This window comes from Calothrix sp. NIES-2100, assembly GCF_963875285.1.
Lineage (GTDB): Bacteria > Cyanobacteriota > Cyanobacteriia > Cyanobacteriales > Nostocaceae > Aulosira.
In genome coordinates this window covers 5,211,759-5,235,550 of sequence record NZ_CAWNLA010000001.1, presented here as the reverse complement: position 1 = coordinate 5,235,550, position 23,792 = coordinate 5,211,759, and the positions used below count along the sequence as shown (strand labels likewise).

14 protein-coding genes and 1 pseudogene are annotated in these 23,792 nt (G+C 40.5%); 9 read left to right on the top strand and 6 right to left on the bottom strand.

From position 1 onward, the window contains the following. The first annotated feature begins 948 nt into the window (after positions 1–948). Positions 949–2,004, top strand: coding sequence for a thiamine phosphate synthase (locus AACU32_RS21500; protein ID WP_339378701.1), 1,056 nt, complete (start codon positions 949–951; stop codon positions 2,002–2,004). A gap of 155 nt (positions 2,005–2,159) precedes the next feature. Then, positions 2,160–2,372 (top strand): sulfur carrier protein ThiS, encoded by a 213-nt coding sequence (gene thiS / locus AACU32_RS21495; RefSeq protein WP_096603092.1) that lies wholly within the window; start codon positions 2,160–2,162, stop codon positions 2,370–2,372. Between the two features lie 68 nt (positions 2,373–2,440). On the opposite strand, the gene AACU32_RS21490 is transcribed toward thiS, so the two are convergent. Continuing rightward, positions 2,441–3,634 (bottom strand): glycosyltransferase family 4 protein, encoded by a 1,194-nt coding sequence (locus tag AACU32_RS21490; protein WP_096603090.1) that lies wholly within the window; start codon positions 3,632–3,634, stop codon positions 2,441–2,443. Positions 3,635–4,737: 1,103 nt separating this feature from the next. On the opposite strand from AACU32_RS21490, the gene AACU32_RS21485 reads away from it, so the two are divergent. The 5 genes from AACU32_RS21485 (at position 4,738) to AACU32_RS21465 (ending at position 13,607) form a co-directional block, all read left to right on the top strand. Continuing rightward, positions 4,738–5,721, top strand: coding sequence for a DUF1517 domain-containing protein (locus AACU32_RS21485; protein ID WP_096603089.1), 984 nt, complete (start codon positions 4,738–4,740; stop codon positions 5,719–5,721). Between the two features lie 706 nt (positions 5,722–6,427). After that, positions 6,428–6,697: a pseudouridine synthase gene (locus tag AACU32_RS21480; protein ID WP_096603087.1), complete on the top strand. Its 270-nt coding sequence runs from the start codon at positions 6,428–6,430 to the stop codon at positions 6,695–6,697. A gap of 148 nt (positions 6,698–6,845) precedes the next feature. Continuing rightward, a complete protein-coding gene (locus AACU32_RS21475; RefSeq protein WP_339378150.1) occupies positions 6,846–7,001 on the top strand; it encodes a hypothetical protein in 156 nt (51 codons plus the stop codon). Positions 7,002–7,093: 92 nt separating this feature from the next. After that, entirely contained in the window at positions 7,094–12,436 is a 5,343-nt protein-coding gene (locus AACU32_RS21470; RefSeq protein WP_096603085.1) for an AAA family ATPase, read from the top strand. A gap of 7 nt (positions 12,437–12,443) precedes the next feature. Beyond that, positions 12,444–13,607 (top strand): hypothetical protein, encoded by a 1,164-nt coding sequence (locus AACU32_RS21465; RefSeq protein ID WP_096603083.1) that lies wholly within the window; start codon positions 12,444–12,446, stop codon positions 13,605–13,607. Positions 13,608–13,676: 69 nt separating this feature from the next. Here the strand turns inward: AACU32_RS21465 and AACU32_RS21460 are convergent, their stop codons facing one another. Then, positions 13,677–13,859: a hypothetical protein gene (locus AACU32_RS21460; RefSeq protein WP_096603081.1), complete on the bottom strand. Its 183-nt coding sequence runs from the start codon at positions 13,857–13,859 to the stop codon at positions 13,677–13,679. Between AACU32_RS21460 and AACU32_RS21455 the strand changes: the two genes are divergently transcribed. Beyond that, on the top strand, positions 13,859–14,059 hold the full coding sequence (locus tag AACU32_RS21455) for a hypothetical protein (protein ID WP_096603080.1): 201 nt from the start codon (positions 13,859–13,861) through the stop codon (positions 14,057–14,059). The genes AACU32_RS21460 and AACU32_RS21455 overlap by 1 nt on opposite strands. Before the next feature lie 102 nt (positions 14,060–14,161). Here the strand turns inward: AACU32_RS21455 and AACU32_RS21450 are convergent. The 4 genes and pseudogenes from AACU32_RS21450 to AACU32_RS21435 form a co-directional block, all read right to left on the bottom strand. After that, positions 14,162–15,344, bottom strand: a pseudogene (locus tag AACU32_RS21450) (ISH3 family transposase). A 199-nt stretch (positions 15,345–15,543) separates the two neighbouring features. Further along, entirely contained in the window at positions 15,544–18,492 is a 2,949-nt protein-coding gene (locus tag AACU32_RS21445) for an RNaseH domain-containing protein (protein WP_339378149.1), read from the bottom strand. A 5-nt stretch (positions 18,493–18,497) separates the two neighbouring features. Continuing rightward, a complete protein-coding gene (locus AACU32_RS21440; protein WP_096603078.1) occupies positions 18,498–22,121 on the bottom strand; it encodes a pPIWI_RE_Z domain-containing protein in 3,624 nt (1,207 codons plus the stop codon). A gap of 4 nt (positions 22,122–22,125) precedes the next feature. Next, entirely contained in the window at positions 22,126–23,277 is a 1,152-nt protein-coding gene (locus AACU32_RS21435) for a restriction endonuclease-related protein (protein WP_096603076.1), read from the bottom strand. 148 nt (positions 23,278–23,425) lie between these two features. Between AACU32_RS21435 and AACU32_RS21430 the strand changes: the two genes are divergently transcribed. Continuing rightward, on the top strand, positions 23,426–23,788 hold the full coding sequence (locus AACU32_RS21430; protein WP_096603074.1) for a helix-turn-helix domain-containing protein: 363 nt from the start codon (positions 23,426–23,428) through the stop codon (positions 23,786–23,788). Positions 23,789–23,792: the final 4 nt, after the last annotated feature.

The window sequence follows — 23,792 nt, the reverse complement described above, 5'->3', positions numbered from 1 at the left end:
TTGACAATTTATCAGCAAAAAGCTTATGCCATAAGGGAATAGCAAAAAATAAATTATCCCAAATTCTAGGGGCGAGGTTATCCCAAAACTACGAGTTATACGATTGGTAAATTGATGATTGAGATGTTTTTGTATTTGTCAGCCCCTAATTTACCCAAATTAAACCTCGTCCATTTTGAAACCTGGAGTAGTGCTGGACGGAAAGCCCGCTACGAAGAGTAGGGAGCAAGATGCTCCCACTACTTTTAAAACTATAGTTCTCAAAATAGATGTGGTTTAGGTAGTTGTTGAGGATTTTTTTACTGGATAATTGTGGTTAATTGCTTGATTTCTATATATGACTTACGCAAAAGTCACGGAATTACGTCATTACGAGCAAAGCGAAGTAATCGCCTAAAATTCTGGGATTGCTTCCCTACAATACGTTCCGGTCGCAATGACAAATTTTGCTTGCGTAAGTCCTGCTATATATTTAGCTAGTGTTGGGGACTTACAAAAAATAAATTACTCATATTTGGTAGTGCGAGCGAGACGCTCGCTTTTTAACATTAGCGAGCGTCTCGCTCGCACTACAAATTTATTGGGTATTTAAAAAATGGGATGTCCCTTGGGACAAAGTAACTCCCATCTGCATGATCAATATCAGCTTGTATCGTTGCTGCTATTTGATTTGCCCATTGCTGATTTGCTAACCTGTCACTTCGCCCTAGTTGTTGAGCGGCTTGTGGCTTGCTCGAGAATTTCTGGCTAATGCCCGTGGTGAAGTGTAATCTTAAACTACTTTTATCTGAACCGACACTTCTTTCTGCTAATTTGATAGAATCCTTGCTACTCTTATGTTTTTGAGTGCATAGTAAATTTCTAGTAAAAATAACAATTTTATAAATGACAATTACTAGAATAGTTGATTTTCCATCTTTTGATGACAGCAGGAATGGGGTTGTTGAAATGGTCGAGCCATACAGCCAAACGCAGCAGACGCAGCAAGTTGTTTACCGCATTTTAGATGCTAATTTAGATCGCGCTCGTGAGGGTTTGCGAATTATTGAGGAATGGTGTCGCTTTGGGTTAAATAATGCACAGTTTACTGGCGAATGCAAGCGTCTGCGGCAAGATATAGCTCATTGGCATACGGCGGAACTCAGGGCGGCGCGAGATACCCCAGGTGACGCAGGAACAGAGTTAACCCATCCCCAAGAGGAACAACGCACTAGCATCAAAGCTTTATTGCAAGCTAACTTTTGTCGTGTGCAAGAAGCACTGCGGGTGCTGGAAGAATACGGCAAACTTCATCATCCCCACATGGGTAAAGCATTTAAGCAGATGCGGTATCAAGTGTATACCCTAGAAAGCAATTTATTGGGTTATCAACGCCATCAACTACTGTGGCGATCGCGTCTGTATCTGGTTACCTCACCGTCAGAAAATTTATTGACAACGGTGGAAGCTGCCCTCAAAGGTGGATTGACTTTGTTACAATACCGTGACAAAACGGCTGATGATACTATTCGTATAGAACAAGCTAGAAAACTGCGACAGCTATGTCACCTCTACGGCGCTCTGTTTATTATCAATGACCGGATAGATTTGGCTTTAGCAGTAGATGCAGATGGGGTACATCTGGGACAGCAAGATATGCCTATTGATATTGCCAGACAATTACTCGGTTCTCAGCGTATCATTGGTCGTTCTACCACAAATTTTGAAGAAATGCAAGGGGCAATAGCGGAAGGTGCTGATTATATTGGTGTGGGGCCAGTGTATGAAACGCCAACAAAAGCAGGTAAAGCGGCGGCTGGCTTAGAATATGTCAGTTATGCTGCCCAAAATTGCCGTATTCCCTGGTTTGCGATTGGGGGAATAGATGCAAATAATATCAATGATGTAATTGATGCAGGTGCAGAACGTGTAGCCGTAGTGCGATCGCTCATGCAAGCAGAACAACCCACCCTCGTGGCACAATATTTGCTTTCCCAATTGCATCGCATTCAACCAGAGTCTTGACCCTTCTGGTGCGGACGCTAAGCGTAGCTTGCTTCCCGTAGGGTACGACTACGCTAAGGGTCAAAATTCACAATTTCCCAACTTCTGAGTAGTAGCCTTTGCTGCTCAGAATTTTCTCAACCTTCCAATTGCTTTTAATCAATTTGTGAAAGCTGATGTCTAATGAAATTACCCTGCAAGTAAATGGGGAAAACCACAGATGTTCATCCCAAACGCCTTTACCTGAATTACTCCAACAACTAGGCTTCAATCCGCGTTTGGTAGCAGTAGAGTATAACGGTGAGATTTTACACCGCCAGTTTTGGACTGAAACAAAAGTACAACAAGGCGATCGCTTAGAAGTTGTCACAATTGTCGGTGGAGGCTGAACAGTCAACCGTCAACAGTCAACCGTCAACCGTCAACCGTCATTTGTCCTCCTTGTCCCTCTCATCCCCTACTCCGCTCTGTATAAAGAACGGTGAAAGGTTTTGCGTTTGGCTAATTCTTTACCTTTACGACCGAGTTTTTCCCTTAGCGCTTGGTCTTTACACAAGCGATTGAAGGCTTGAAAAACTTCAGAGCCAGAATTAGGGTTAACTAGTATACCGTTCTCTTCGTGTTGAATGGCATCAATGACGCTACCTAAACGAGAGGCGATCACAGGTTTGCCAAAGTAACTCGCTTCTAGGTAAACAGTACCAAAACCTTCTATACTCTTAGCTTTTGTATCCAATCGATTCAGCATGGCAAATATGTCGCAGGCTGCATAATAACCGGCTAATTCGCGATCGCTTACATATCCAGCAAAATGTACTCTTTGGTCTACCCTTAAGCGATGGGCGAGAGATTTAAGTTCTGATTCACAAGGGCCTTGACCACAGATTATATAGTGTACATCCACCCCAACAGTCAGCAGGAGGGGTAAGTTATCAATCACGCGGTTAAAGCTTTTAAGCTTGGTCAGCTCTCCCACTGAGAGAATCACTACTGCTGTCTCCGGAATGTTGTATATTTCCCGCACATTTGCACGTAAATCACTCAAATTATCTGGATTCGGAACTTGACTAAATTTTTCCGCTCTGATCGTCGGATTAATGACGTGAGTAGGGGTATTTAATCGCAATCTGGCGCTGAGGTAATCTTTTGTAAAGGAACTGTTACAAACAATTCCTTCAGCACGTTTCAGTGTCAATTTAAATAGCGATCGCCATAAGGGATTGCGTAACCCACAAATAATATCATTACCGTGAAGATAGATAAAAAAACGAATAGGGAGTAAATAACTTAAAAGTAAAACTGATGGAAATTCGTAGCCGTGTCCCCATTCAATATAACGATAATGATAGCGAAAATATAATTTAATTGCTAGTACAAATGAATATATAAGATTAATAAAAGGATGCAGAAAATTCCAATTTCTCGGAATTGGCCAGCGATATATCGGAAATTTTTGAGCTTGGTCAAATACTTTGTCGCCTGAGCAACTAGCAGCTAGAACAATTACCCGTTCTGGATCTTGGAGACAACGATTATAAATATATTCGCTAATTACAGCCTCTTTTGGCAGAAAACTGCGAGATATTACGAGAATGTCGGGAAACGCAGTTTTGTCTCTAACATTTGCTGCAAGTTGTGAAATATGTTCCATAATATATTTTCTAACTATACTGCCGATAATTTTTAATTGTTGAGATGATTAATTTTGGTTAAGAAATTCATCTCAATTTTCTGCCGTTCTGGAATTGATAGTGAACTAAAGATGCAACAAAATAGATGATTTATTGACTTTAGGCATATCTTACTCTCCAAAATTTGTCAGAGAAAAGCAGTAACTTCGCTATTGAGGGGAAGTTCCTACAAGGCTACCCCTCTCTGTAGAGACCAGTAGTCTGCGCAGCTGCTACAGAGAGCCACTTAAACTAGATTTTGACCAAAAATTACTTTCTGTAATTTCCATTGGGAATTTATCAGAACTGTATATAATTTTCTACTGTTTTGTCATCTTCGCCAACAGCTAAGCTCTTAAATCCTGGAATTTACAGAATTTTTTTAGCCTTGGGTTTGAGTATCAGTATTTATTTCAGTAATTTCCAGCGGATTTATACCAAGAATTATCATTTTGTAACACATAGGCTGTAGCAACATAATTCTCAATCCTTGTTTTAGCGATTGGAGTATAAAAATTTCAGCCGGATTTGAAAACAGTATTTGGCCAAATTTTGGGTTAAATATTGTTAATTTATTTTTCTGGGCAAATTTTCACCACATAAAATTCGTCTACCTGATTAACAAGCATTAAAATTCAGTACTGCCAGCTAAATCAATCGCTCATAGACTAATGTGGTGATTGCTAAATCTACTTTCTATCAATAGACTATCCTGAAAAAACTCAAAATTCTGCCAAAATGCCAAAATGGTCATTAGTCAATGGTCAGTGGTCAGTGGTTTTGACTATGGACTGTGGACTATTGACTATTGACACAAATGTTAATTGATTCCAAAATTCCCGCGATCGCGAAAAATTTTGAGGTACGGTTATCTACGCAAGAAATCCCCCCTAAGCTTGCTGCATAGGCCAGATCAGGCGCGGTACATTGAATATGTAGCCGACGAAGACTGATGTTATAGAGAGCTACTGCCAATCAACAACTCGCTTGCTTGCTACGGTAGCCGCGTTAGTGACCAAGCATAACTCTCAAACGCAGCGTTGGGAGAAATCATCACCAAAACCGTTTTTCAAGCGACTGTATTATGCATAAAAAACTAAAACTAGCCATCAAACCGCTGTTAAAAACTTTCTTTGTCCTCAGCCTAGTGTTAACTTTGGCACTTGGTCACGCAGATGGAGCATTAGCTGCCCGTAGTGGTGGTAGAATCGGCGGTGGTTCCTTTAGAGTGCCTTCTAGCCGCACCTACACACCTCGCACCTACGCACCTCCTGGTGGTGGTGGATACTATCCTTCCTATGGTGGTGGCGGTGGTTTTGGATTTCCTTTCCTAATTCCTTTCTGGGGAATTGGTGGAGGATTTGGCGGTTTGTTTACCATCTTAATTTTTATTGCGATCGCTAATTTCTTACTCCAAACCTTCCGCCGCGTTACCAGTGGTGATACTCCAACTGAAGCAGGATATAGCAGCAACCCCGCTGTGTCTGTAACTCGTTTACAAGTGGGTTTATTAGCTCAAGCCCGTGATTTACAACCCGAACTCGATCGCATTGCCGAAACTGCTGATACTAACTCCCCAGAGGGAAGAGCAGAAATTCTTCAAGAAACCAGCCTAGCTTTGTTGCGCCATCCAGAATATTGGGTATATGTCGGTGGTGGTACTCAGCAAGCTAAATTGAATTCTGCTGAGGCTCAATTCAACCGTCTCTCAATAGCAGAACGTAGCAAGTTTAGCGAAGAAACTTTATCTAACGTTAACAACCAACTGAGAGCCGCACTGGCGAAAGAAGCTCTACCAGGTACTCAAAATCCAGAAAATCCCACGGATTTAATTACCTCTGGCCCTGGTGAATACATTATCGTTACCTTGCTGGTAGCGACTCTAGGCAAGTATGCAATGCCGGCGCTGAACAGCCCTGATGATTTGCGCCAAGCTTTGCGTCAAATTGGTGGTATTCCTAGCGAGCAACTTCTCGCGTTCGAGGTGCTTTGGACTCCTCAAGCTGAAGGTGATACTCTCACTTCTGATGATTTATTGGCTGAGTATCCCGATTTGAAACTTGTTTAATCACTATCAAGTTGCTACAGCATTATAAAAACCGCTTGCTTAATGGCAGGCGGTTTTTAGTTTCAGTATAAACATGTTTAGCATAGTTCTTCCTTATCGATTATAGTTTAGCAAATTTAGAATTAACAGTCAATACTCCATATCTTATATATTCCTTGAGACGAAGAGATACGCGATCGCGCAATGCAATGGCTCGCGGGATGACATGTCTACTACGCTTTGCGTCTACCCATTGTCACTTAATGCAATCATTAAATTAAGTAACCACGCAAAATTAATTACAGTCATTGCGAGCGTAAAGCCTTCGGCATAGCTTCGCTTAGCGCGTTCGCGTCTCGTTCGCGTAGCGTCTCCGTCAGGAGAAGAGAAGCGAAGCAATCACAGGGGTTGGGATTGCTACCCTTCGGGAAGCCGCTTCGCGTCTACATTTCGCTTCGCTGCATTCGCAATGACATTGTGTAATTAATTATGTTTAACTACTTACCTATCGTATAACTCGTAGGGGCGGGTTACCCCCTTACGTGTCAACTTAACGCGAAACCCTTGCCAAGACTTGATGAGCGAATTCTCTCACTTAACATCAAGATCCGCGTTACCCCACCCTGGCTTTGCTGACGCAAAACCTCCCCTCCCCGTTTACGGGGAGGGGATTGAGGGGTGGGGTAAAATGCCTGTGGGATAAGCCTTTGAGCTTAAGTTGACACCAATGGTTACCCTCTTACGTGTCAACTTAATCATGGGACAGACGACGAAGGCGATCGCTTCTGGTTTATTGAATTGGGGTAGTCGTTTATTGAATTTGGGTAGTCGTTTATTGAATTCGGGTAGTTGTTTATTGAATTTGGGTAGTCGTTTATTGAATTTGGGTAGTCGTTTATTGAATTTGGGTAGTCGTTTATTGAATTCGGGTAGTCGTTTATTGAATTTGGGTAGTCGTTTATTGAATTCGGGTAGTCGTTTATTGAATTCGGGCTAAACGTTGTCAAACCTGCGTAGGTAGGCTTAGTTTGTATAGCCTCACCCTTATAGGGTGTAGGTGCAAGATATCAGTATTGCCGCTTTATTTCTGGAAATCCGGCAAATATGTTATAAAGTTTACATAAAGTGTAAATGGGAATCTACCCATGTATGACCTAGTCACTGCGTATCAAAGGCTTGACTGTATTTATCAGCTGTATATAAAAAGTGCTTTTCCGTTACATTACCGTGCTTTAGCTGAAGAACGCGGGAGTCTAGCTTTACCAGCAGCAGTGGGAAAGTTGACGCGCAGTTGTGGTTAATTACTGAGATATAGTTTTGACTACTGGTACTGATTCAGGGACAACGGAGTGTTTTTACTACCACTCTGGTTAATTTTTCATCAGTTAAAAATATGGAACAAAATTTAGGCAAATTACAAACTAATTTACAATCTTTAGGCAAGAGTTTTTTACAACTTGGCGAACAACTGTCTGAAGCTAAACTTCAGTTAGAAAGCAATTTGATTGCGCCATCACCTGCGCTGGTTGAGCAAATTATCAGTGAACAACGACGGTTTGCAGAACTCCGTAGTCAAGTTGTGGAATTAGCACAATCTTTAGATATTAGTACTGCCGATATTAATAATATTATTTCTCTCAAAGAACTAGAAACAATTTTAAAATCTGTTGCGGAAGCAGAACAAACAGTTAGTAAAACTAACCGACAAGCTTTAGATATTTTAAAAGATATTTCCCGAATTGCCTACAGCGATCGCTCCGATTTTCCGCCATTACAACAATGTATAGCCCAAGCTCGTGACTTAGAGAATTTAATTTTGAATTCACCGGAAAATAGCTTACATCCAGAAGCCAAAGCATTAGTATCTGGGGAACATCCATTAGTTCAACTGCTAACACTAATTTCTGTTCGAGAATCTCCAGATTTCCAACAACTAGCCGACTTGCAAACAGGCGTAGCGCAGTCGTTGGGAATGCCTATTGCTATGGCTGCTTTGACAGGTAAACTCATATTTTCCTCAGCAGAAAAATCAGAGGCGATCACAGCAGTAATTTTAGAATCTGAATTAATCGCACCTGCAACTAATGTTGATACAATTGTTGCAGAATTAGAGATAGTAGAAGTAACCAAAGTTGCTGAAATTCCTAGGGATACTGCTCAAGAAATAGTAGTTAATCATATCCCCATACCAACTCCAATTCAGCCCCAGACATATGTCCAAGAAATAGCAACATCTATATTAAATAGTAACTTAGAATCAAGTCAGAATGCACTGCAAGATTTAATTTGGCAATTAATTTATGAAAACAAGGTTAGTCTAGCTTTTAATTTAGCACGTTGTCTAGAAATCGAATTTCCGCACATTCAATTCCAACTTCCTGCTTGGGTAATTCGCGCAGTAGTTTTGGGTAGTCAGATACGTTATGAAGTAGGAATAGGGGAAATAGCAAATATCCTGAGGGATGATTTTGCTAATTTTAGCGATCGCCCCTTTAATGGAAACAGTGAGTGGAATCAGGAAATCAGTTTATTGTTAGCAGCTTCAGCGCTTCGCCCAGCCTTGCTAGCTCCCAATACTGATGCTTCACAAATTCTGCTGTTTTTGCGATTGGGAGAAGGATTAAACCAACTTTATGAATATTGCCAAATTATTGGGAGATACGGAGCGCAACGGATAGCGTTAAATACAAAAGCTATTAAAAAAGTTAAAAGTCAAGAAGAGTGGAACAAAGAAATTGCAGCGCTGAATCAAGAAGTTGATTTTTGGTACTCACAAGCTTCTGCAATCCCACTGAAAACCCAAGCTCGAAAAATTTGGAAGAAGTGGCTAGAGTCAGATGGGTTTATTTATGAATTGTTGTCTCAGATTAGAGAAAAAGATACTGCTGTTATCAGAAATATAACTTTAAATGATGTCCAAGAAATTCAGCAAAAAATTCAACGACTATATATAAAAGATGAAATTAAAAGAAAAATTGATTTAACTAAAGAAAGCCTTGATGCGAATAAAAAAAGAGCCATCGACAAAGATGATATTCCTAAACTTTGTCGATATGTGCATCAAGTGCTGGACTTTTGTCGGCGTTGGATTGAGTTACAAGAATTACGTTTAGAGCAAAACAGCAATTCTACGGAAAGACAAGCCAAGCTAGCGGAGCAAATCAAACAAGAACTTTCCGGTTTGCACAATGCTGTGTTGCAAGAATTAAATATTTTTGAGTCCAGAAATTCATCAGTATTCATGAGAACTGGAATTTCCATTTGTCGAGCTGCGGTAAGAGACATTTGTGATTTGTTCGCTCCCGATACTCCCTTAGCAACGGTGGAACCAGAACCGAAATATCTGATTTATGGGGATTTACTCAGAATCCCCGCAGTCACTTTAAATGTGAATTGGGAACCGGAAATTGGCGAAAATTCCCTTGTTCAAGGTATTCTCAATTTAGTAGCCCAGAATAATTTTAACTGGCTGCAAAATTTTTTAGTTCAAAGTGAAAGTAAAAATCACGAAGCCACAGAGCGAATAATTGAGTATTTGCGCGTTTATCCAGAAGCTGATATAGATGTGGAAGAACTGTTACGAATGCGCGAAGATTCTCTAAAGGAATGTCGAGATAGTTTAGTCAGAGATATTAAAGACACCAGAAATCAAATTGAACAAGCAGTAGCTTTAGGAATTCTCAAAGAAGCAGATAGATTTGATTATGCCGCCAAAATTGCCAATATTGAGAAAGAAGTTGAAACAGTTTTGCGGTTTGATATCAAACATGAAAAGTTAGAAGAGATTAAAGCCGCGATCGCGCAAAAGAAAGCAGCAGCAATTGAGCAGGTAAGACAAAGATTAAATGCACTTTCCCTCACTTCCGAACAACCAAGTTATGTCCGCATCCAAGAACTATTAAACCAGGGAAATGTGCTGACAGCTAATGAATACATCGACATGATAGATAGAGGCGATGAAATTCCTCCTGTAGAAATAGCTGCAAATGATTTTAGCGATTTCTTCCCCCTCAAAGTGACTGAAATTGACAAATTCATGGAAGAAAATAGCCCGAATCTTCTGATTTCCAAAGTCCAAAGACGAGAAGATTTTTGTGGAATCAATTTCCGCAGACTTTCTGGTTCTGCAACTGAAAGAGCAGCGAAAATGCTCAATGCTTGGTTTTCTGCGAAAAAAGCCGGTAAATTCCAACAAATTTTAGAGTCTGATGCGGGGATTATTCTGGTTAACTTAGGATTTAATCCATCGCGAATTACAATTGAACGTGTCGGCGGTCGAACTTGGCTGCAAATCACAACAGAAATCATCCGTAATAAAGAATTGTGTCCTGTTGCTACTTATGGATCGGCGGCTCACGGACAATATCGTATTCTTTGTGTCTGGGATAGACCCACAGCAGAAGACATTCTCAATGCAGTTGGCGAAACTTCTCATGGTTCCCCAGCTTTTGTCTTCTTTTTTGGACGGTTGACAGAACTCAGACGTAGAGATTTAGCAAGGCTTTGTCGAGAACGCCGTCGAACATTTGTGCTGATTGATGACATATTAATGCTGTATATTTGCGGTGCAGAAGAACCACGACTGCGGACATTATTTAAGTGCGCTCTACCTTTTACTTTTTTAGAAACTCATGCTACCACTGCTGGCTTAGTTCCTCCAGAAATTTTTTACGGACGGAAACAAGAGCGAGACTCCGTAATTAATTCTATGGGTTCTTGCTTTATTTATGGAGGTAGACAGTTAGGAAAAACTGCTTTATTGCGTTCTGTAGAACGGGAATTTCACGCACCCCAGGAAAGAAGAATAGCTCTGTTTCTCGATTTAAAAGCTGATGGTATTGGTATCCACAGACCAATTGAAGATATTTGGAGCTTATTAGCAGATGAGTTTAAAAAATTAGAAGTTGTACCCCGGATGAGTCCCACCAATATAGGTGCGGAAACTTTGCTACGACATCTGCAAAATTGGTTAGAACAGGATAAAAGTCGGCGGATTCTTTTATTACTTGATGAAGCCGACAAATTCCTAGAATCTGATGGACAAAATAAATTTAGTCAAACTAGCCGTTTCAAAGGTTTGATGGATAAAACAGATCGCCGTTTCAAAGTAGTATTCGCCGGGTTACACAATGTTCAACGTACTACTAGGGTAGAAAACCATCCGCTAGCTCATTATGGAGAGCCACTTTGCATTGGCCCATTGTTAGAAAATAAGGAATGGCGCGAAGCTAGAGAGTTAATCAAACGCCCTTTAGCAAATATTGGCTATGAATTATCAGACGATTTGGTAACGCGAATTCTGTCTCAAACTAATTACTATCCGAGTTTAATTCAACTCTACTGTCATGAGTTGCTCAGAGATGTTAATAATAATCATTTAAAGAAGTACGATCGCAATAATACACCGCCCTATGAGATTGCAGATAAGCAAGTTGACGAAACTTATCAAAGCAATAATCTGCGTAAAGCGATCCGCGATCGCTTACTATGGACACTACAACTAGACCAACGCTATGAAGTGATCGCATATTCCATTGCTTATGAATCACTCACCAGTCCAAAAGGCATGGTGGATGGATTTTCTGTATCCTGGATTCAGGATGCTGTTTTGTCTTGGTGGTCAGAAGGATTTCAAGGTAAATCCACCGATGAATTTCGCGCCTTACTAGAAGAAATGGTGGGTTTAGGAGTTTTAAGAGAAACTAATGAAGGCGGCTTTGCGCTGAGAAGTCCCAACGTAGTTTTGCTGTTAGGTACAGAAGCCGAAATTGAAGAACAACTTCTCAGAAGTCGCGAACCTGCTTTAGGTTACGATGCGGAAATTTTTCGCTCAGCTTTGCGACACGATTTATCTCGGCGCAGTCCTTTGACAGTACAACAAGAATCAGCATTGCGGAGACGCGAAAATGGAGTCTCAATTATTTTTGGTTGTCCCGCCGCAGGTTTAAATGAATTACAGGATTTCTTAATTTCCGCAGTTGGTAAAGAATTCTGGATTCCCATAGAAAATGTCGCTGGAGAATCTGATTTTACTAAACATTTAGCCAACTTAGATAAGCGAGAAATGGGGATTGATGGCACAACTATTATGTTTGTGTCATCTACTTGTGATTGGAGTCAAGAATGGGTCAAGATAGCACTAGAAAAAGTTCAGAGACTAAAATCTAAAAAGTCCTTTGCTAGAGTTGTTTTTGTTGCCAATCCCCCAAAAGTATGGGAATTAATTAATCTTAATTGTCTTGATTCCTTAGTGTCTCAAGGAGTGAGTATTTTTAGTCTCAAACCTTGGCATGATGCAGCACTCCGACAATGGTTAGAAGATGACAATTTTACCGCCGCGAATAAAGAAAGCCGCGAAAAGATTACCGAAATTACCGGAAATTGGCCAGTGCTACTTCAGCGTTTTTACCAACAAGCTAAATCAGACCAACACTGGGAACCGCATTTACAAAAATTAGCAGATTCTTTAACTAATTCGGAATACCTGAATGAATTAGCAATACTCATGGGATTGGATAATACTCATCCTCAACAAAAACAAATATTACACGCTTTAGCTACCCTCAAAGAAGCTGCAATTGCAGATTTAATCGAAATTGTTGAGGACATATCAGCGGAAATTGTCCATCAAACTTTTAAATGGGCAGAATTGTTACGACTTGCATATCCAGTGGGTAATAGTAATTGGAGTATCGATCCACTGGTAGGGCGGATCGTCACATCTTTGGGGGCATAATCATAATATGACTTGTTTTTGCTGGCAACTTCCTGGCCCTAGCCAATTTATTGATCGCGTTGTTGAAGACTTCAGAGATGGAAAAAATGTTATTCTTTGTTTACCAGAACATTTACCCAGTGGTCTAGCAAACGCGATTCGCTCTGAACTTGGGGACGATTGGGACTGGCATAAAATTTCTGTTAGCGACGAAACTTATCTCGATCCGGTGCATTTCCTCTTTGATTTGTTTGTCGGCGAAATTAGCCCCAACGAAGTACGGAATGCACGGACATTAGCACAAAATCAAAAATTTGCTGGTAAGATTATCTGGTTAGATAATTTGACTGTCGATGTTTGGCCTGCTTGGCAAAAATTCCTTTCCGACTACGAACAACCTTGTCGCGGTATCCCCCAATTGCATCGTACGCTATTTATCGTCTCATTAGTCGGAGAAATAGCGATCGCGCCCCCAGTCGAGGATGTCTGTCTATCACATCAAACTTGGCAGGGAGTTGTCAGCTTTCTGGATATGCTATTGTTCACGGCTAACCTCTTTCCCGGAAACCGACTCTCCGATTTGCAAAAGCGGGTAGCGATATCAGTTATCACCCATCTAGCGCTGTGGGATTTTGAAGTTAGCGAACGTTTAGCCGCTGAAAAAATTGAGCATATTCTTCACCCAGAACCGATTCTACAAGAAATTGCTCAACAACATGGTTGGCAGTGCGATCGCACAAAGAATATTACTTTTGCAGAGAGTTGGTGTCAAGGATTTAAAAATACTATTGAGGGTGAAGAAAAAATTCATTCGGCTGTTTTAGCGGTTGATAATTTAGCCCAAGGAGAAATAAAATCGAGAATTTGGCGAGGTGAAGTCGGAGAAATTTTCCCCTTTATTGAAGAGAGAAGACAAGAAATTATTCAACGGTTTTCTAAAGTTTTAACAGTACCTTTTAAAACCAGCTTTGGTGAAGTTATTAAAGATTTAAGAGATTTAGAAATTGGTCACATTGAATATCAACTGAATCAGACTGATCAAATTGTGCCTCTTGATCTGCGACGACTTGTTAAACAACTTAAAGAAATGCGAAATTCCCTTTCCCATCTAGAACCTATTAACCAGGATATTTTAGTTAGTCGGGAAATTAACAATTGGTATCGAGTTTTAAGAAAGGATATTTCAGGATAAATTCATCAATTACCCTGACAACCCCTGCTAAAATCCATACTTAAAAGTAATATAACAATTTTTTATTTGTTACATAAAATACCGAGCTATTAAGGCAGAAGCCATTTTCTGGTGTTGTTCAGCTAGATATTGAGGATAGATAAATTGAGCATTGTCCATAAAACGATACACCCAGCGACAAAACTCTTCTAGCGATCGCTTAGGCAATTTAACAATATAATCTACGTAAGCAGGTTTGCCATCTTTTCCCATTGCTTCATGCCAGCAAATGGATATTTGCCGAGTTTCTTAGCCTAGTTTGGAATCAGGATCGAAAAGTTGTTGCAGAAACCATTGCCCAAATTGTTCAACTAGAACATTCAATAATTCATGAATTAGATGGAAAACCTCTAGTTCTGTCCAGAGATATTTCTGCAACGGATGAAGTTTTGTTGCTTTTGTATCATCAGTAAACCAAAAAGTTTTTCCCCAAAGAGCGATCGCTAAATATTTTGTAGCCTACGATACTTTTTAATACTCGCTCCTTTAACCAGCAGACATAGTATGGATAATGATTACTTATGATTAGCTGATTGATAATTTGTTGGTGCTAACAGTCGTGGAATATAAATGCTTTCTACTACTTGATATTTACGCTGTAGGGCTTGAGATAAAAAGGCTAACATCTGTTTAAGTACGAAAAGTGTCCGGTAAATTAATCGGCAACATGAGCCTTTTCCGACTTATTCTAAGCCAGAGGAGGTTAACCCAAATATTAACTAAAAGAAAAGATATACCAACGAATAGTAATCTTAATGCGGGATTTTTATTATTTGTTCTAATTCGACAAAGATTTTGCAGCCGATAACTACTTTCGATGCCAAATCTTTTTCGATAATCCTGATATATATAATCTAAATTAGTTTGGATTTTATAAGTAACATAAGCAAGGTATTGCACCCCATATTTTTTACGCTTTCCTTTTCTATATTTACAGACAATCCATAAGTCAAAGGTGACTGAGTCATCTTTGTCTCTTGTAATAGTATGGGTAGTTTTATAGCTTTTTCTTCCCTTCAAAAACTGTTTAATTCCTCCCTTTTTTCCTGTCTTGATAGCAGGCATCATAAATGGAATATCTAATGCTTGCAACCATCTTATTACAGGAGTATTAAAAAATCCCCTATCTAAATAGAGTTTTTTTACATTTATTTTAAGGGATTCAAGTTCCGCCAATAAATAAGTAATTATCGCTACACTAGTATCTAGTCGGCGAACACCTCTGACGGCTAGAGTTACACGCTTGTTTTTGTTAATCACATATAAAGTTGCAGCCGTCAAAAATGAATGAGTACCAGATTTAGCTTCACTTTTATATATGTATGGTAATTCTAAGAATGTTGGCTTACCATAATAACAAATTAAATTTAAATCAATCGCTATTTTTAAACATCCTTTTTTTAAACCTAAAGGAATTCGACTTTTCAATGCTTGATTAATTCGTGTCTCTAACTCCTCAAAATTGTTGATTTTATTAAGATGATATCTAATATCATTAGCTGTAGGAACATTTTTTAATAATTTGGCTGTATTCTCAATACTATCTCCACTGCTGGCTGCTTTTATAAGAATCTCAAATAAAGTTTGTTGGTCACATCCCCCCTGAGTTTCAATGGAAAAATTTTCTACTAAACACTCAATAACCTCTTCAAGGGTTTCTGAGTCTGTTAAAACCAGTTCTTCTGATGAAACAGTCAATTTTAAGAGCCAATATGCTACACACTACTTTCATCATTTCATTTTTTGAACCCCAAAAGAGCAGTATAAGCATTAATTATGCATTTAGTAATTTACACTACCTTGTTATACGTAAGAGTGATTAGCGATCGCTCTTTGGGGAAAAACTTTTTGGTTTACTGAATATTGGGGGAGGATATTACTATCTTGATGCCTGAGATTAAAGTTGTAAATTTACACCAAGTATGCATAGGTGATCCTCTATGACTTCCTGACCTAAGTGCATTGGGTATGGCAAAACGATATTTCCCATAGACCAAGCAGGTGAACATCTTAAATAGTGAGGAACGCGACATAGTGCCTTTAAAGCTTCTTCTGGTTGAAAATCTGGGCGTACAAAGAACGGTACAATTTCCACTAGCTGTTGATGTTTGAATGGAAAGTTAGCACCGAATTTATCCTCTTGATAACCGAGTTTATAAAGTTCAGGTATTGGCTTTTCATCTTGCGCCTTCTGTGTTTTTGGCAGTTTTCCCACAGAGAAGTAATGTAGTAGTTCTGGTGCTGACTTATCGTAAAAACCGCTTAGATGTTGGAAATCTCGCGCTGGATAATCTTCGTTCCAAGTTTCTCGATTGGTGATGTACTGTGGTGTTTCTTTATCAGTGCGAATCCGAATTACTGCTAGCAAGTTCTCTAGTTGGTTACTCTCACGGCTGTACTCGCAACTGTGACCAGGAACATGGCGAAAGTCTAAAACGTTGCGTTTTGCCAGCAGGTACTCATTTTTCAACTGAAACCAGACTGAGCCATCATTATCTTCGCCACGTTCGTTACGCCACCCTTCGGCTTCAATTAAAACAATAGTTGGTCTGTCTAAATGTTTGGTCACTACGCGTGCAACAAACTGTACTAATTCTGTACCGCTCAACTTGATTTTACTTTGAATGCGTTTTGTATTTTCATGGCGATCGCGTCGTGCGTTAGCAAAAATTTTTCCGACAGCAATTCCTGCCTGTGAGTAAGGAATCCAATCATCACCATCAGGAAACATTACATATACCGCACCTGTTGCACGCAAACGAACTGCAAGCACATAGTGAATATCACCTTGATATTGGTTAGTTTTGCGACGACAAAAAGCAATTACATCTAACTCTTTGGCAATTTCTTTTGGTATTTTGGCTTGCTCATAGAGTTGAGAAGGTAGTCCATATAATGCTCCAGTTTGACGTAATGTTCCATCCAGTAGGGCATTCATCACCCGTCCTTTTGTTGCTTTGCTGTAGGCTGGTGATTTGTCTTCATCATCTTCTGAGTTAATTGATTTTGGTTTACCTGTCGGTATCGACTGTATCATTTGGGAGCTAATTCCCTCTCTAACACAAGCTTCACGAATAGCTCCTTTAATGTTTTGTTGGGGGAGAATTCCCTTTTTCTTAATTCTGCCAATTTCAATAATCGCTAAACAGTGGGGATTAGTCTCAAAATCTATCAGAGGAATAGCATTTTTTTGGAGAAAAGTACGCCATAAGTCTCGTTTCACTTGATGCTGCTTGCGTATTTGATCATCGAATTTATTACGATCTTTAGGCGAAAATCCACCTGTATTAAGTGGTTGTAAAAGTGTCGCATCATCAATCAAAATTTTTGAAACTGTTATATCTTGTGGAAAATCTTCATTTTCATTGAGAAGAAATACATCGCGTAATTGCTGGTAAACTACTTCACAAGTGTCTTGTTCCCGATAAATTATAAAGATGTGCATTGGCTTACCTTGTAATGCTCGGTAAATAGCATCAGTAGCAATTTGCTGATAAGGTTGGCGTTTTGTGCGAGGTCTAGAAATAAATTCGTAATCCCGCATTGCTAGTGGTGCTTTTATACCTGATGGTGCAGGAATGTCAGATTGCATCGGATTATCTGGGATTAAAACGCCGTTGAGTAGTTCTAATACTCGTGCAATAATATCGCCCCGTTCCAAAAAACTAAAACCAGTTTTTATACTATGTCCTCGTTTATGTTGCTCATGCTCATACTTATAGCCTTCAGTATGAACTATATAATATTCGTCCCTGTCACCCCAATTATTTGAGTTATCTAAATTACCAAATCCTGCGGGATTATTCAGAATATTATCTGGCTGTTCTAGAGCGCGTGCTTTGAATGCAGCAAGTAATTCTGGTAGTTGTAACCTCCACAAATTTTCTTCTTCTTTGCTATTGTTATCAATAACAAGACGCACTAAAGTTGAATCCACCTCATAATCAGATAAACGTGCCTTATTCATACCCATGAGAACAGAGATATCACGTCCATAGTTAGCTTCTAAAAGTGGTTTATGGGGATATCTTTGACAACTCAAATGTAAGAAAATCCACGGTTCTAGATTGCCATTATCATTGAATCTTCCTGCTTGGGTTTCAACATTAAAGTCTAGACGGTAAGCAAAGTAACCTTCTTTTTCCTTACCATAATTATCTGTATAATTCGCCTTAAATGGCTTACTAACTACGTAAAGTCCTACTCTACCCGAACCACCTCCCTGTACTTTGCGCCATTGAATTTCCTGTTGTCTTTTTCCAGAGTTAATGATGCACTTTTTACCATGCAACATGGTTGCAAGCAGACTAGGAATGGCTTGAAATCCTAATCCTCTCTCTGCATTGATATCGCGTACAAGTGTTTCCGGTTTAATAGGTTGCCAATCCCAATCAGGTGGTATGGTATTTATCCTTTCAAGGAAGCGATCGCACACGCTATTCACTTCATTTTTTGTACCATACTGTTTCGTCCACTCTTGCGCCCAAATTCTCACTAATTCATGTATCTGCTGGGGTGTGGGAGTTTTCAATGGGTTCTCTGGAGTTCCTACAGCTAATGCTTGATATAAAGGAAGCTTGGTTTCCTCGTCAGAACCAACATACTCAAAGCCGTATGTCAGCGTAGATGCACAAGCAAGCAAAGCATTATTTAACTGTCGATATGGTGGTGTAACCTCCCTGTTTTTACCACGATAAAGGGTTTGTTTGATATCGTGGCAAAAGTCTCTTACTATCTGGACAAAAGGAAATGGCAACACAGCAATCTCTAGCTTGGCAAAGGCATTTTTTACCAAACTCATCCGTGCAGGTAACAGAATATTTTCTGGTGTAATTTTGCTCGTCATACTCTTTATCTATCTCTTGATCTATCTCTTGCATCTATTTCCCAGTTGAAGCCATCGATATTAACCAAAGCATCTGCAATTGATTGGTATAAAGCCTTACTTATCGTATCTTCATCAACATAATCACAAAGCAAATCGATGATTGCTGCTAGTAAACTGGTACGTGGTGTATCAAGCTGTTGCTCTTTGGCATAGTTTGGCCCCCAAGCAGCATCAACAAAGTAAGCGTGAAAGGGAACACCTCCGCGTAAAAGGCGACCTACGGCTTGAACGATTACGCCAGCCGTAGTCGCAGCTAAGTCTTGACGGGGAAAGGCGCGTAATTCTTCATTTTTATACAGTGTTTTGTAGTAAGAACGATGTTCTACCGATCGCCAGTAACGTGCAGCCAATTGGCGCACAGCTTCCGCACGCCCTAAAATTCCGTCTTTTTCCCAAGCCACGAAATTCGCATCTTCTACCCAATCCAAAGCACGACGGTTGATTTCTTGAGCGATCGCTTGAGTATCATGGGGATGAGGATAGGGACGGGTGAGAAAGTAAACCGCACCGAAAGCCGCTTTACCATTGGCATTCAAAATGTTGAATCCGCGCCCCATTGCACTTATCGGTGCAGCCAGGATTTTACCGCCAGTCAGTGCGAAAGTTTCGATGTCAGCACGGTTGAGCGCACCAACTTCCATCCTTGAGAGATAGTTGATGTCATCCTCGGTCAGAGTTTCTGTGCGATCGCGCTGCAAATGGTAAACTTGCTCCCGCATACCCCACCAACATTGACGGATTTCGTCTGCTACCCATCGCGCCTGATCGTAGGAATTAACGAGTAATAGTATGCGTTCCCTATCCTGCCAAAAATCTGGATTGCTCTGGCCAAGCTGTTTCAATTCCTCAAGTTCCTGTCCTAAATCGCTACTACCGTTGTTACCAACTAATGCTTGTGCCATCTCTTTAAACATTCCCATCTTTTGGCGTTCTGGTGTCCCAGAAATACGGATAGGTTCATCTTTGCGGTTCGATTGAGGTAAAAACTTAAAACGGCTTTGGGCGATCGCTTCTGTTGCACTCGGCTCTGGCATTAAAATACCCTGGGGATTACCCACATGAAACTTAGTGGAATCTCGTAGATAAGAAGTTCCTGATAATGCCAAGACGTTGGGGCCGCGTTGACCATCCAAGTCTGTCAGCAAGCGATGAAAGTTCAAAACATAGTAACGACCAATATTGGTATAGGCAAACAAAGATAAGGCATTATCGCTACTGTTTTCAGATTGGTTGTGATTGTCATCTTTGCGGGAATAGTAGGTACCAAACTGCCTTCCTGTTGGTGGTAACGGTAAAATATTTAACATTGCTGTCGGCATCCGACGATGTGGTGGCTCGTCATCTAAAGTGGGTGGTCGATGATGCCATTCATAAAAAACAATGCGCGTGTGCCGATCTAAAAGGGTGATGGTCAGGGCAAACTGTAAACGATAAGCTAGGGTTTCGAGGGTGTCTACGGGATCTGATTCTTCCTCCTGTTTTGAGGACTTCCGCCGTTTTTTCTTAGCTGTCTGCTGTGAATTGTTTTGACGTTTTTCCAGTTGTTCTCGCAGTCGTGCTAACCTTTTTCCTGTTTTGGGGAAAAAATCAACTATCCAGGCTTTGCAAGCACGATAAATACTATCGTCGGTAGCACTTTCGCCAATACTATTAATCTGTTGAATCAGAAGTGCCAGTCTCTGAACTTTAGAATTGGGACGAGGTTGCCCAAGTAAAGGGTCATCATCAAGTAATGCGTCAAAATTTCGCATTATCTGCTGTACGCGTCGATTATTAGCCTTAATTTCTTGCTCAGTGACATCAGGAGAATCTAACTCTTCAAGTCCAGCTAGGCGACGAGAAAATTTATACAGAAGAGAATTAGGTGTAAAGTAGCCACGTTCTATCCATTTACGTAAAAACTCGTGTCCTAAACGCTTATCCAATAGGGTTAAAGTTGCTGTAACTACACTTTGTACATGACGTTCTGCGGTTGTCCATCGCTGCATCAATGGTGGGGTAACACGGTTGAATCTCATGTAATCTTCAGTTTGTACCCCAATGTCATCAAAAACACCACCATTGGTCAATAAAACTTTCTCAGCATATACGTCATCAAACCACTTAATAACTGTGTCTACTTCATCAAACACAACAATATCGGAATGTAGATAAACGAGTTCCCCTATCTTGATGGGACGCAATTCTAGATGACGCGGTAAACCAGCCATTGCCATTGCGCCTGGAGTTGTAATCCAAACACGGGCATTTGGCATATCACGATAGACTTGCTTTGATGGGCAAGTAGCAAAAAACGGACACAAGTGAGACACACCAGGGTTATTGTTTTGTTTTTTACGCTTGCTTTCGCTTTCTGGTGCTTCTTTCAAAGCATGACATGGCTCAGTTCCAGGTATGAGTGGCTTACCATGCAAACGGTCGAAGATGTCGCTAGCTTGTAGGAGTCCTTGCAAAGCACAAGCCGTTCCCAAAAAGCGATCGCCCCAGTGTGGTTGTCCGCGTTGCCAGTGTTCCTGAAAGTCTTTTGAGGCATAGAAGCTTTTCAGGTGCGCGTCTCGTTTAGTGCGTCCTAATAACGGTACTGCAACTGGCTCATCGTTTTCTGGATCGTCACAGAACCACCAATTAATTTGATTTGCTAACCGAATTGCTGACTGTACATCACTGACAACTAAGGTGATGCGGCGGTCGGGGTGATTTCGTAATACATTAACAGCAAGCAAAGTTGACAGGGTAGACTTCCCAGAAGCAACCTGTCCCGCAATATGTACAAAACCATCCAAATCTAGTGGTTCTGTATTGCGATCGCTCAGCGTCCCGTCTTCCTGAATTTTGTGAAAGTTGATTTTGCGAAAGCGGCTTACCCAGTGTCCTTTTTGTGTTTCATGCCATCCATATCGGCGTGCTAGTAACTGTTCGCGGCGATCGAGGAACTCTGCATCTGACTCTAAATCTGAAATTCGCACTGAAAAAGGATTGCGATCGCGTGGTGTGGGAAACCAAGGCTGTTGTCTTGCACTACTTAAATGTTCTGGTGTGAACTGTACTTGCATTGTGACTGTTTCTTTTTCTGTCTTTGCCTGGAATTGGTAGGGAACTCCTGCCTTTACTGGTTCAGCCCTGCGTTGGCGAAACTCCAAATCGGCACTCAGACAGTTTTCATATAAATTTTGGTGGACTTGATGGCGCAGACCTTTTGCTGCATGAATAATCTGAGAATCTAAGTCTTGGATATTAAAATCATAATTACGCCAGTTTTGCGGAATATTGCGGATATAAAAACGTAATGCCCCCAACCATGCAAAACGTGCAGAAAATGGGATAATTTGCCGAGCGTTAGCAACTGCACGCTTCTGACTTTCATCTAAGTTTTGTAACCTTGGATGTCGCAAAGGCATACCACTGAGTATTGCCCAAACTGCTATTACTGGTTCATCATCGATTCCTAAACACTCCATCAAGGCAAAGCCAAGTTCCACCTGAAGTAATGATTGGGCTTGCTCTCGATTTAGCTCAGAGTTATCTTTCAATTCTTTGATACGTTCTGTAAAAATAACAGGTGGCTCAAATAATGTCATTTGACTCATAATGCTATTTCCCTTTACTCAGGTGCATTATCTTAGTGCTGACTCGTTCTTCAAAAGCTCTATCGCTGAAAAGATGGGTACTTTTTGGCAATCCTGTTGCTTCTTCACGCAAGATATCAATGTAATCTTGGCGTTGACGCAGACGATGGTTAGGAATCACATAAAAACTTTCGTCGTAGTGCAAATCGCCTTCCCCAAATATCGGCTTCAGTTGCAAAGCCAAATCATAGGGATTTCGGTAGTCTTTGACATCTACAGCCCACATTGAACCATCACCAAAACGTAGTTGCAAGTCGTAACGGTCAATACCAGGCCAAAGTTGAACTTCACAAAGATATTCTGGCTGTTGTTGATGCAGCTTTTTTAAAGCCTCGAACAGATTTATCTCTGGGATTCCAGGCAAACAGACACGCCAATGAATACCAAACTTGAGACGACGCAGACCTTGCTTCCAATAAATACGCCGGACATGAGACAAGTTTTTCCGATGATCGTTGCAGACGCTTGGCTTAATGCTACGTAAATGCCCATGTTTTTTAATCAAAGGGCCGCAGCGATCGCAACACCAATAAGATTCATTTTCTTTACAGTCTTCGTACAGTTCGCCCACATCATTAATAGATATGTAACGTGTTTTAGAAAAGGTCTTGCGTAGGCTCTCTAAAGTAGTATAAGGATTCTCAATTAAGAATCGCCGCAGCAAAACATATTCTTGCACAGCGCGTTCAGCATCCTTTTCATTGGCTTCTTGCAGTCTCTCCAGCAGCCTCTGAAATAGAAAGTTTTCCAGCGCAATTTGCTGTATTTTCACAGAAGCAAACTCAGGCAATTGCCCTCGTTTTACCAACTGTTCGTAGAAATATTGACTTGCTTCTTCACTTAGCGCTTTATCGTAAATCAAGCCATATTCTGAATCAAACTCTTTCGGTATCGCCAGTGGATACCATGTTTGCAAGGGTTTTTCTAAAAGACTAAAAAGACCTTCTAAAGTACGCGGATACGGAATACTTGTCATTTTCAATGCCAGAGTGTTGGAGGCACGCTGTAAAAAATCAGGGTAGGGGTATTTAGGGATTTGGTCTAGAGTATCTAAACGCAAAAACTCTGCTAACCCAACAACCAAGAAATCAAATAAGATGATTTCGCTATTATCCAAGCAGTACCTCCCTTGTATAAAATTAGTTTTGGATGAATTTCGTATCTTAAATGAAACACTGTTAATCGTATATACATAAAGAATACATAATAACTATAGCTGAGTGATACAATAAAGCAAAGCGTTTCATAAAAGCAACAAAAAACCTATGGGATACAACTTAGACACAGCTTTATTGGGTGCAATGGTGAAGACGAAGCGAGGGAGCAAGGGTTTGCGAGATACAGCTAAAGAAATAGGTAATATTAGTTCTGCTACACTCTCACGGGTAGAAAATGGCAAAATGCCCGATATGGAAACCTTTTTATTACTTTGCAATTGGCTACAAGTGCCACCATCTGAACTATTTAAGAAAACAGAAGAATCCGAAGCTCCCTCCGACTTTAATACATTAGAGACAATAGAAATTCAATTGCGAGCATCGAAAAAACTCGATCCGGCAATAGCGAATGCACTAGCAGAATTAGTCAAAGCAGCGTCTCGCGATAATGCTCAAAAAAGCGACAATTAATAGC

What these genes read in the sequence shown, in the direction of transcription:
- AACU32_RS21500 (WP_339378701.1), top strand. Translation starts at nt 949, where the DNA reads ATGGTCGAGCCATACAGCCAAACGCAGCAGACGCAGCAAGTTGTTTAC.
- thiS (WP_096603092.1), top strand. Translation starts at nt 2,160, where the DNA reads ATGTCTAATGAAATTACCCTGCAAGTAAATGGGGAAAACCACAGATGT.
- AACU32_RS21490 (WP_096603090.1), bottom strand. Translation starts at nt 3,634, where the DNA reads ATGGAACATATTTCACAACTTGCAGCAAATGTTAGAGACAAAACTGCG.
- AACU32_RS21485 (WP_096603089.1), top strand. Translation starts at nt 4,738, where the DNA reads ATGCATAAAAAACTAAAACTAGCCATCAAACCGCTGTTAAAAACTTTC.
- AACU32_RS21480 (WP_096603087.1), top strand. Translation starts at nt 6,428, where the DNA reads ATGGTTACCCTCTTACGTGTCAACTTAATCATGGGACAGACGACGAAG.
- AACU32_RS21475 (WP_339378150.1), top strand. Translation starts at nt 6,846, where the DNA reads ATGTATGACCTAGTCACTGCGTATCAAAGGCTTGACTGTATTTATCAG.
- AACU32_RS21470 (WP_096603085.1), top strand. Translation starts at nt 7,094, where the DNA reads ATGGAACAAAATTTAGGCAAATTACAAACTAATTTACAATCTTTAGGC.
- AACU32_RS21465 (WP_096603083.1), top strand. Translation starts at nt 12,444, where the DNA reads ATGACTTGTTTTTGCTGGCAACTTCCTGGCCCTAGCCAATTTATTGAT.
- AACU32_RS21460 (WP_096603081.1), bottom strand. Translation starts at nt 13,859, where the DNA reads ATGGGAAAAGATGGCAAACCTGCTTACGTAGATTATATTGTTAAATTG.
- AACU32_RS21445 (WP_339378149.1), bottom strand. Translation starts at nt 18,492, where the DNA reads ATGACGAGCAAAATTACACCAGAAAATATTCTGTTACCTGCACGGATG.
- AACU32_RS21440 (WP_096603078.1), bottom strand. Translation starts at nt 22,121, where the DNA reads ATGAGTCAAATGACATTATTTGAGCCACCTGTTATTTTTACAGAACGT.
- AACU32_RS21430 (WP_096603074.1), top strand. Translation starts at nt 23,426, where the DNA reads ATGGGATACAACTTAGACACAGCTTTATTGGGTGCAATGGTGAAGACG.